The organism is Helicobacter rappini (assembly GCF_900198625.1).
GTDB lineage: Bacteria > Campylobacterota > Campylobacteria > Campylobacterales > Helicobacteraceae > Helicobacter_A > Helicobacter_A rappini.
This window is the reverse complement of sequence record NZ_FZPK01000015.1, coordinates 59,702-70,637: the sequence shown is the minus strand read 5'-3', so window position 1 is coordinate 70,637 and position 10,936 is coordinate 59,702. Positions and strand designations below refer to the sequence as shown.

The 10,936-nt window shown below is 33.6% G+C and carries 8 protein-coding genes and 2 pseudogenes; 8 read left to right on the top strand and 2 right to left on the bottom strand.

From position 1 onward, the window contains the following. Positions 1-77 precede the first annotated feature (77 nt). The 8 genes and pseudogenes from C6H17_RS04090 to C6H17_RS04055 all read left to right on the top strand — a co-directional run bounded on the left by C6H17_RS04090 (position 78) and on the right by C6H17_RS04055 (position 7,747). Positions 78-299: a hypothetical protein gene (locus tag C6H17_RS04090; RefSeq protein ID WP_005220143.1), complete on the top strand. Its 222-nt coding sequence runs from the start codon at positions 78-80 to the stop codon at positions 297-299. 17 nt (positions 300-316) lie between these two features. Then, the gene (locus C6H17_RS04085; protein WP_005220144.1) at positions 317-637 is read left to right on the top strand and encodes a hypothetical protein; all 321 of its coding nucleotides are present in this window, start codon (positions 317-319) and stop codon (positions 635-637) included. Between the two features lie 3 nt (positions 638-640). Beyond that, the gene (locus tag C6H17_RS04080; protein WP_199768857.1) at positions 641-1,183 is read left to right on the top strand and encodes a hypothetical protein; all 543 of its coding nucleotides are present in this window, start codon (positions 641-643) and stop codon (positions 1,181-1,183) included. Then, a pseudogene (locus C6H17_RS04075) lies at positions 1,162-1,569 on the top strand (DegT/DnrJ/EryC1/StrS family aminotransferase); the annotation flags it as partial. The gene C6H17_RS04080 and the pseudogene C6H17_RS04075, both read left to right, overlap by 22 nt. Positions 1,570-1,668: 99 nt before the next feature. After that, positions 1,669-2,214: pseudogene (locus C6H17_RS04070) on the top strand (dTDP-4-dehydrorhamnose 3,5-epimerase family protein). Positions 2,215-2,487: 273 nt separating this feature from the next. Then, a complete protein-coding gene (gene dndC, locus C6H17_RS04065) occupies positions 2,488-4,251 on the top strand; it encodes a DNA phosphorothioation system sulfurtransferase DndC (protein WP_104731354.1) in 1,764 nt (587 codons plus the stop codon). Next, positions 4,242-6,266, top strand: coding sequence for an AAA family ATPase (locus C6H17_RS04060; RefSeq protein ID WP_005219445.1), 2,025 nt, complete (start codon positions 4,242-4,244; stop codon positions 6,264-6,266). Before dndC ends, C6H17_RS04060 begins: the two co-directional genes overlap by 10 nt. A gap of 8 nt (positions 6,267-6,274) precedes the next feature. Further along, positions 6,275-7,747: an FtsK/SpoIIIE domain-containing protein gene (locus tag C6H17_RS04055; protein ID WP_020995560.1), complete on the top strand. Its 1,473-nt coding sequence runs from the start codon at positions 6,275-6,277 to the stop codon at positions 7,745-7,747. Between the two features lie 90 nt (positions 7,748-7,837). Here C6H17_RS04055 and C6H17_RS04050 read toward each other — a convergent pair whose 3' ends face one another. After that, entirely contained in the window at positions 7,838-8,929 is a 1,092-nt protein-coding gene (locus tag C6H17_RS04050) for a radical SAM protein (protein ID WP_005219442.1), read from the bottom strand. 254 nt (positions 8,930-9,183) lie between these two features. Further along, entirely contained in the window at positions 9,184-10,782 is a 1,599-nt protein-coding gene (gltX, locus tag C6H17_RS04045) for a glutamate--tRNA ligase (protein ID WP_005219440.1), read from the bottom strand. Positions 10,783-10,936: the final 154 nt, after the last annotated feature.

The window sequence follows — 10,936 nt, the reverse complement described above, 5'->3', positions numbered from 1 at the left end:
TTTTTTAATTATTATTAAAGAGTTAAATTAATAGTAATTAAAAATAAATAAATGTTTAAAAAGGAAAGGATAAACATATGCAAAAATTGACAAAAAGGCAACAAGAAAACGAAATTATACAAGCATTTAAAGAGAGAATGCAAGAGAGTGTAAAGAGTTTTAAAAATCCAATCATGCGAGAAATCTATCTCAATAGTATTGTATTGCAAACAGAATTAATCAAGGCACATAAGAAAATGAGTAAATATGTTTATACAAACTTTATAAGCATATTAAACGAGCTTAAAGAAGCAAATTAAAAGGAAAGGATTAACAGATGGGTATATGCTACAAAGAAAGATTAGACAAAAAAGCAAGAGACAGGTTAATTAAAGACATAGAGTATTTTATAAAAGAAAGAAAAAAGTTAAGTAGCTTTTATAAAGGTATAAAGGAAGTTATCTTTGAAAAAAGCAAGTTAAGAACCTACTATGATTATAAGGCGGGACTATTTTACTTTACATATAAAGGAGAAACAATAAAAGACAAAGATAACTTTAAATGGCATTCAATAAATGATTTTGGATATTTTTACCATGATACAGCTATCGAAATAGTAAATTTTTTGCAAAATATGAAAACAACAAGAAAGGATTAAAACATGCAAATTTTTATACCAACAGCAATTCTTAAATGTAAAGTAAGCAAAAACGAATTTAGCAAGATGAAAGCCTTACATATCACAAAAGAATATGTAATTTTTACAGATAGCAAAGTGCTAATTAAAGTGCATTGTAATAATAGCCAATTAGAATGCAACGAATTAAACCTTGATTTTTACAGCCTTAAAAACTTAATCAAAGTAGGCAGTAAAAAAAGTGGAGAAATATCCTTTAATGCAAACATAAAAGAACATGAAGTAGAAATCATGTATAAAAGCGATAAAGGGATTATAAGCGGTAAAGTAGAAAGATTTAAAGAATATGTAGATTATAAAAACATATATGATAAATTCCAATACGCATATAAAGCCAAATTATCAAGTGAATTTAGCAAACTTGCATTATTTGATAACTTTGCAAACAAGGTTATAGAGTTTAAAGACAATCTTATAACAGCAAAAATAGGTAATGCAAGAATTGCAAAGCAAAAAGAGAATATAGACAGCACCGAGCTTAAAGGGCTATTGGCATCATACAATTAAAAAAACTTCCCACTTTCTTAGAGTATAGAAGAAAAAATGCAGAACTTTTTTGCAAATACTTTCAAAATCACCCCGATTTTATCATTCAAAAGCAAATTGGACTTAGCTCTTGGTTTGGCTTCTCTTTGATTATTCGCCCAGATTCTATGATACAACGAGAGGATATATTGCAACAATTAGATAAAAACAATATCGAGTATCGACCCATTGTGGCGGGTGATTTTACACAAAATGAGGTGTTAAGCTATTTTGACTATGAGATACATGGCTCTTTAAAAAATGCAAAACACTTGCATAATAATGGCTTTTTTGTAGGGAATCATCAAGTAGATATTACAGATTCCTTGCATTTATTAAAAGCAGTGATAGACGGGGGGGGGGGGTAACTAACCCTTTAAACTCCTATATCAAACATTCTGTTGTTAATGATTCTATAAACAATAAGCATTTTAATCCAGCACTTCGCTTTGCAAGGAGTGCATAAAATGGCAATAGAATTTGATATAGCAGAATCTAAACTTTTGCAAGGCGTATATATTATTACGCCAAATAAATTTAGAGATTTACGCGGTGAGATTTGAAGTATTTTTACAGAAGAACATATAGGCAAATTAATACCAAATAATATAAGATTCAAACATGATAAGATCATTACTTCATGTCATAATGTTTTGCGTGGCATACATGGAGATGTGAAAACATATAAGCTAGTTACCTGCGTGTATGGCGAAGTACATCAAGTTGTGGTAGATTGCAGGAAAGATTCACAAACCTATCTTAAGTGGGAAAAGTTTATCATTAATGAAAACAATCAACAAATTATTTTAATACCGCCAAATATGGGAAATTCATATTATGTAAGTTCAAATCATGCAGTTTATTATTATAAACTTGCCTATGATGGGGAATACCTAGATGCACAAGATCAATTTACATACGCATGGAATGATGAGAAAATAGGCATTAATTGGCCCACAACAAAACCGATTCTATCAGAGAGGGACATTATTGCAGATAGTCGCAATAGATAGAATAACCCATTCTTTTGTCATAAGTGTATCGCTAAGATTCCATATTATTATTATGCAAGAATTCTAAGCAAGTCTGCATTGTGTAAAAAATGTCATGTTATTTTGAAGCCCAAACAATACTTCTATTTTTCAAACAAATTACACAATTATTGCTTTATTTAATTCTTACATAAAAGCTGCAAAATATTGTATCGTATATAAATATTCTTGCTATAATGCCAATATTTTTGCAAGAGAAGTTGATTGAGTATTCTTAGTGTAGGAGTGTGAAGTTTGGATATATTAGCTTTAAATATAGAATCTTTTGCAAAGCAATATGCTACTTTCACTCTCATTGATACAAGAGCGACTACTACTTATAATGTCGCACATTTAAAAGATTCTATAAATTTAGCGACAAAAGATTCTATCTCTATCTTTATTCAAGAAAATTTTAATCTACAAGATTCTAACACAACTAACGATTTTAACTTATCTTCCCCCCCCCCCCCCATTAGTAAGCCGCTTTTATTTCTCTGCTTTTCAGCCAAAAGGGCAAAGGAATTTGCAAAGCTTTCTCTAGCGTTATTAGAGAATACACACTATCCCTTTAAAGAAGTGTATTACTTAGAATCTGGGGTTATGGAGCTATATGACTTTGGGTTTAGCTTTGTTGAGAATACAGCGAATAAACATATAAAAGAAACATCGCTAAATGACATTATCACGCAAACAAAAAATGAGTTAAAAAGGCAGTTTTTAAGCACGACTCGTGCGTGGATTATCGCTTTTAGTGGTGGGAAAGATTCTACTTGTATTTTGCAGTTATTTTATGAAATGCTTGTAAGTTTGCCAAAGCATTTACAAAGGCAAAGCTATGCTATTGCCTCAAATACGCTTGTAGAAGCCCCACATATTGATACATTCTTACATAATGTGCTAGATTCTATAAACACTCACGCAAAAAACAATGATATTCCATTTAGCATTTTGCAAGTCTCGCCAAGTTTGCAAGATGACTTTTGGGTAAATCTTATCGGCAAAGGCTATCCAAGTCCCACAAGGACATTTCGCTGGTGTACTGACAGGTTAAAAATCACGCCAAGTAGAATAGAAGTCGCAAATATAACAAAACAGGCTGGTTCTGCCCTGCTTGTTTTAGGCACAAGAGAGCAAGAATCTACAAATAGAAAAAAGTCTATGCAAAAGCGGATTCTAAACAATCAAGGCTTCTCAAAACACGATGATTTTCCAAATACAATGACTTATGCACCCCTTAGCAAATGGAGCACTGATGATGTATGGGCGTATTTAAGCACACATAAGCCCTTATGGGACAAGGATCATAGTGAGCTTTTTAAACTCTATGCAAAGGCAAGTGGCGATGAGTGTCAGTTTATCACGCATTTAGCTCAAAGTAGTTGTGGTGGGAGTAGGTTTGGCTGCTGGGTTTGCACTGTGGTGAGTGAGGATAAATCCTTGCAAGGCTTTATAGATACAGGGGAAAATCATTTAAAGCCGCTGAATGATTTTAGAAACTATATAAAGCGTTTAAGAGAAGATAAATTAGCTAGAGCAGATTATAAAAGGGACGGCAGAGCGGTGTATAAAAATGGAGGGCTTGGACCATTTTTAAGCAAAACACGCATAGAGATTTTTACAAAGCTTTTAGAAACTGAAAAAGAATTTCTAAGTCTTGGTGGAGAGAAAGAACTCATTAATTCTGCCCAGATTCTAGAGATACAAAAGGAATGGGACAAGGACTTTGACTTTGAAAACACCGCATTGCAAATAGCGATGAAATTTAATAAGAAAGGAGTTTGTATGCAAGATAAAAAGCAAAAGATTTTGCACGAAGAGATTCTAGAAGATATTGTGGCAAATGCTGAAAACACAGAAGTAGGGCTTGAAGATGTGAAGTCTTTGGTGCAAAAAAGCCTTGATATTTGCAATACTTACGGACGAAGGGGAGTAAATAGCGCACCAGCAAAAATAAAAGAAGAGATTGAAAAACTGCTGAATGATAAAAGCACAAAAGAGGAGCAAGAATGTTTATAGAAGAGGTCAGTATTTGCAATCTTTTTGCCTATTATGGAAAGGTAAGCGTTACATTTAGGCAGAGTAATGATAAGAATCTTTATTGCCTTTATGGTAATAATGGCTTTGGGAAAACAAGCTTTATTCGTTGTGCGAAACTACTTTTTCTTGGCACGGGTTTAAATGAGGGAAAAGCCCCAGATCTTATCTCACAATTTTGGAAAGAAAAAAGATTATCACCTAAACCACTTATATTAGGCACTCAAGGCTTTAGTGGGATTCTTAATAAATATGCTAAAAGTGAAGGGCAAAGTGAATATTATGTAGCATTTTCAGGGAGTTTTCAAGGAAAAAGTTTCTATATAGAAAGGCGATTTGTCAATGTTTTAATAAATGATGTGCAAGAAATTCTCACATTAAAGCTTGATGATATGGTGTATAAAAATGATGAAGCCCAAGATAAATTAGCTACGATTCTGCCACCTTTATTTGTGGAATTTTTCTTTTTTGATGGCGAAGAGATAGGCAGTATTTCAGGTAATATACGCACAGGCTTAAAAGAGAAAATGGAAGTGATTTTACAAATAACACCCATTAAAATCTTATTAGAGCAAATGCAGAAAACCCGCAAGGAATTAATAGAAAATGAAGAGAAAAATGAGCAGAATAAAGAACAGCTAGATTCTAATGCAAGAAAGTTGGATGACGCACAAAAGGACTTAGAAGTTACAGAAAAACACATTCATACCTTATCCACTAAAATACAAGAACTACAAGAGAATATAGAACAAGCCCAAACTACACTGCACACACTTATCGCAAATACAGATAGTGAAAGAAAACTTCATATTAGCAGTAAAGATAATGCTGAAAATAATCTTGCTAAAACAAAAAATAATCTCAAAGAGAGTTTGAAATATGTTGTAAGCACAGCTAATAGTGAGCTTATACAATCACTTCAGCAATATATGCAAACCTTGCAAGAATCTGTGCGTAATGATGATATAGGTGGTTATAATAGGATTGTGAAAAAAGCACAAGGGGACTTACTAAAAAACATTATCGCACAACATAAAAAGGTAGGTAGTGATGAGAATAAGATCGAGAGATTATATGATTTTGTCCTTGAAATTTTAGATAAGATTCCACAAACAATAAATGCTGATAATCTCCCAAAATCCTATATCCCATACAATAGAATCCATAACATTGAGACTTCTATCACTTACACAAAACATACTACACTTATAAAAGACATATATGAAGCAAAGGATTTGAAAAAAGAGATAAAAGCTATTGTTGATATATTAAATGAGCTAAATATTGATGAAGATAAGAAAATCCAGCAAGAAAACTTGCAAGAAGATATTAAAGCATATAAAGAGGAGTTAGCACAGAAAAATAAAGAGCTTATAGAAAAGCAGCAAATACGGCTAGAGCTTAACAATAAAATAGAATCTTTAGAGAAAGAAAAGTCCCTGCTTTATGCAAGGATAAATACCGAGCGAATTAACAAAAAGCTTAAAGTTTTAGAATCCTTACAACATATTATCACAGAGTATAAAGAGCAGCTTATAGAAACGCTAAGAGAAGAGCTGTGTCGTGGTATAAAGGAAAGCTATAAGACATTATTGCCAAATGATAATATTGTATCTGTGGGGATGGGGCAGGATTTTGACATTACACTAAAAGATATTGATGGTAATGAGATTAGCGTAGCAAATCAGAGTAGCGGACAAAAGCAGATTCTAGCTATTGCTATCTTTTGGACGCTAAGTAAGCTATCTCACTCTACAATACCACTCATTATTGACACACCACTAGCAAGGATTGATGCTACAAATCGTCAAAGGATTATACAAAACTATTATGCTAAAGGTCATCAAGTGATAGTCCTGCCACATAATGGCGAAATGGGACTAAAAGAATATGAGTATGCAAAGCCCTATATCGCTGGACTTTATAAGATTGATAATAGTGAAGATAGAGGACACGCAAAAATTAAAAGTGTGCAAGATTCTAGTGAATTGTTTTAGGAGTGAATATGGCAGATTTTTACACAAATCAAACTGAAGAAAATCTTATCTATCGTGTGATAAAAGAGGGCTTAGGCTTTGAGTCTGAAAATGAGATTCCAAAATATCTCATCTTGCGTTTAGCCCTAGCCTTAGCGTTGCGATTAAAGCCTTTGCCACTAGATTCTACTCTTTGGCAGGAAAGGCAATTAAGCGGAAGCAGAGGGAAAGAATATCATTTAGAGCAACTCAGCGGCAAGGATAAAGGCGAAAATGAAGATATGGATCTTTTATATCGGGCTTTGCTTACAGAGAAATTTCACGATTATTTAAAGGCTGACTTGTTTAGCGATGATAAGGCTTATACTGCTTTGCTTGGCAAAAATATACAAAGGGGACTTTTTGAGATGTATCACTCGTGGAAAAATAATGATTGCTTTTATCAATGGTGCAAGGATAATTTAGGCTTTGATTTACAAAAAGAAGACTTTACGCAGTCTGGCACAGATTCTACAAATACACAAGATTCCACACTTTTTACAGAGATAGAATCTTATTTTACGAAACATAATATTGCCCTTACACATTTAGAAACACTCAATTCTTATAGACATAGAATCTGCAAGGTTGAGGTAAAAGACCCGCTTAAAATACAAAGCTTTGAAACACAGGCAAAATACCTTGATAAAACGACTACATTATCTAATGTGAAAATTACTTCTTGTAAGGGTTTAGCAAGGACTTATAATATTGAAGTAGAAAAAAAGGATTCTGAGTGGAGCTATCCTAGCAAAGTAGAGATTGAAAATGCTCTCTCTTTATTGCCATCGCAAGGATATAAACTGCCTATTTTTGCGGGATTTGACATAGAGAAAAAGCCCTTTTATTTTGACTTAGTAAAAGAAGCACATTTAATTGTCGCAGGGAAAACAGGCAGTGGAAAAACGATATTGTTGCAAAGCATAATACGTTCTCTTTTATTGAGTAATAAAGCAGAAATTGTGGTGATAGACCCAAAACTAGGCATTGATTATCAAATCTTTGGCGATAAAATAAGGCTTATTACAGAGAGTGAAGAAGCGTGTGAGTTTTTAGATGATTTGATAGAAGAGATGAAAGAGCGAAATGAGCGTATGGTAACAGCAAAAGTAAGTGATATAGAATCGCTTGACTTGACATATAAGATTGTTTTTGTTGAAGAGCTAAATTTTGTGATTAGGGATAATAAAGAGATTGAGAAAAAACTTGCAAAAAATATGTTTATCGTGCGTCAAGCAGGGATTCACATCATACTTGGTATGCAAAATCCAGATTCTAAGAATCTAAGTAGCGATTTACGAAATAGTGCTAGTCGCATAGCTTTATGTGTAGCTAAGGCAGAAAACTCTAGAGTGATACTTGGTGAAAGTGGCGCTGAAAAGCTTAGTGGCAAAGGCGATATGCTAATCAAGCTAGATGGTGCAAGCAGCCCAAAACGAGTGTTTGGTGTAAGGCTTTATTGATGATTCTATTTTACAATATTCTATGCTTTATGAAAAAATTAGAAAAATCTATCGTTTCATTTTTAAAAAGAGATTCTGCGCATTACAATGCTAAGTATTATTTGGTTCTAGTTTTAATATAGAATCTGTTTGCACTGCGATTGGAATATGTTCTTTTTCTAGCCACATATCATGGCAATAATCACACGCTTTAAAGAAATTTTGTGCGTAAAACTCTACAATCCTTTGTCTAAGATTAGAATCTGAAAGATCAATGAAATCCCCTTGAAATTCTCTCAAACCTTTAAGACGAGAAAGAGAACTTGCAATAGGGCATATAAACAAAGCACCATCTGGGGCAATACTTGTTTCAGATTCTATTGTCTCTTTTGTGCTATCACGCCTTATGCCTTCACTACTCATGAGACTAACGCAAGGCATCATGCAGGCTTTAAAATTGCGTATGATATCCTCATTTGTGCGACCTCTCTTATAGATTTTGCCCGGATTCCACCACGATGAGTTCTTATCTGTCCAAATTACATAGTATGGAATCTTATGGGTTTTTAGTTGATCTATAAGGCTTTCTTGCTTCAATGGGACTTTTAGATTCGGCGATCTGCTGTAATCTGATATGCAAACTATCGCATTAGGACAAGCTTTTAATGCAGCAAGGGATTTGTCATTAAAGATTCTTGTGCCATTTGTAACAATATTAAAACTTCTTACTTTTCTTTCTCGCCCAAGATATGTAATCACTTTATCAATATCTTTAAACAATAGTGGCTCTCCACCGATAATACGAACACTATGTATAGAATCTATGGCAGCAAAAAACTTATCTAGTGATTGCTTGATGCCTTCATAAGTGCAAATGTATTGATTTTTTGAATCAAAATATTGCATGAGATTATTGCAAGATTCACAACGCAAAGTGCATTTTGTAGTTAATACAAGCTCAATATAGGGTATATCTACCTTACCAAGTTTTACGCGTTTTTTGTAATATGAACGGATAAATTTCATTGCGATATTTTCAAGTTTTTTATCTAGTTTATGCTTTTTCCATGCAACATATTGAGAGAGTGTTGAAAAGAATTGTGATGGATTCTGTTTTATATCTTTTTTAACCTGTTTGAAGCTAATGTATGAGTGTTTGCTTGATACTTCACTTCTTCTGCGTGCTTTTCCCACAAGATACATGCAGAGTGCATGTATTATGCATTTTGGCTCTTTTTTTATTTGTTCTTTTGTTTGCTTGAATTTAAAGTGTTTGCAGTATTCCCCAAAATGATATACATTGTGTCCTATATATCGTGCTTTAAAGGTTTCTTCATCTCTATGGGGGGGGGGGGGTGATTGTTGTCATATTGTTCCTTAAATAATGATATTGCAATCGTGTTATTATAATAAAGATTTCATTATATTGCATTTTTATAGCAAAACAATAAATACACCTAATTTTGCTTTGCAAACTCGATTAGATTCTGTATCCTTTTAATACTCTCATCTTTATCTAAAATGCAAAGACATGCACCCAAATCAATGCCACCTTTTTGTCCTAAAAGCCCAAGACGCAGGGCTTGCATAAATATGCTAGGTTTTATTGCGAATGTATTTGCAATATCATTTGCATGTGCTTGTATGAGAGATTTTGTGCTATCTATATTTAGTGTTGCATTTTGTAATTTATCTATAAATTGACTTAAGGCTTGTTCTAAAATCGCCTTAGTATCTTGTGTGAATAGCTTATTATACAAGGCTTTATCATAGCTTGCTTGTTGTGATTTATCCATGTTTTCACTCTCAAGTGTTAAGGGTGTATTAAGGATTTGTGCGATTGCATTTCTCATGCTTATAAGATCATTTACACGCGTTTTTAACTCATTTAAAAGTATGTTTTTTCTCTCATTTGATAGAGATTCTAGAGTCTGCGTTGTCTTTTTGATAATTTCAAGGGAGTTTGCTTTTTGTGCTTCGTCATTTATGTCTAATAAACTCCTCGCACAAGAATCTGCACAACCCTTGAAATTATCTAAAAATACTTCCGCAGTGGGCGTTTTGGATTTTGTAGATTGTAGATTCTCTATATTAAGTAATTGTGCTAACTTTTCATTATCCATTGCCTTAATGTATTCTGCATTTAGCCAATATAGCTTTGAGAAGTTACAGCCTGAAGGATTGCTATTAATCCTGTGCGGATCAAAGCATTCAATCATTTCTTGCAAACTAAAGATTTCTTTATCGCCATGCCCATACCCAAGCTTAAATAAGAAATTCAGCAAAGCCTCTGGCAAGACCCCGCTATCTCTATATTCTAATACAGATAACGCCCCATCTCTTTTACTTAGCTTTTTACCCTGCTCATTACAAATCATGGGGATATGACAGAATCTTGGTATATCAAAGCCCAATGCCTTATATACAAGTAGTTGCTTTGGCGTGTTTGAGATATGATCATCACCGCGTATAATATCTGTAATCCCGCTTAGTGCATCATCAATAGCAACGACAAAGTTATAAGTGGGCGTGCCATCACTGCGTAAAATCACAAAGTCATCTAACTCACTTGCCTGAAAGCTAATATTGCCCTTCACACCATCTTCAAAGCTAATAACGCCCTCTAGTGGGGCTTTAATACGCACACAAGGGGCTATATCCTTTGGGACTTCACCGATAAAATCCCTGTATTTACGACTACAATTCGCATGATTTGCCCCCTTATTTTGTGTCCGCATAGCCGCTAATTCATCTTTTGTAAGATAGCAATGATAAGCATGTTTAGAATCTAAAAGCTTTTGTGCGTATTGCTGATAAATTGGTGTTCGCTCACTTTGAAAAAGCATAGGACTATCATACTCTAGCCCCACCCATTTAAATGCCTCTAAGATTCCATCAAGTGCTTCTTTGCTATTTCTCTCTGTGTCTGTATCTTCTATGCGTAATAAAAATTTACCATTTTTTGCTCTTGCGTGTAGATAGCTATATAATGCGGTGCGTAAGCCACCGATATGTAAATGCCCTGTTGGCGATGGTGCAAATCTTGTTGTAATCATATTTTCCCTTTTATGTTTGGAATCTTTTACAAATGAATCTAAAATTATAATTTATTTTTGATAAATAAGGGGGAGATAAGTGTATTTTGCGTTTATAGATAGATTCCATATCCTTAAAAAGTATTAAAGCTAATCTATACAAGGCTCTATATTT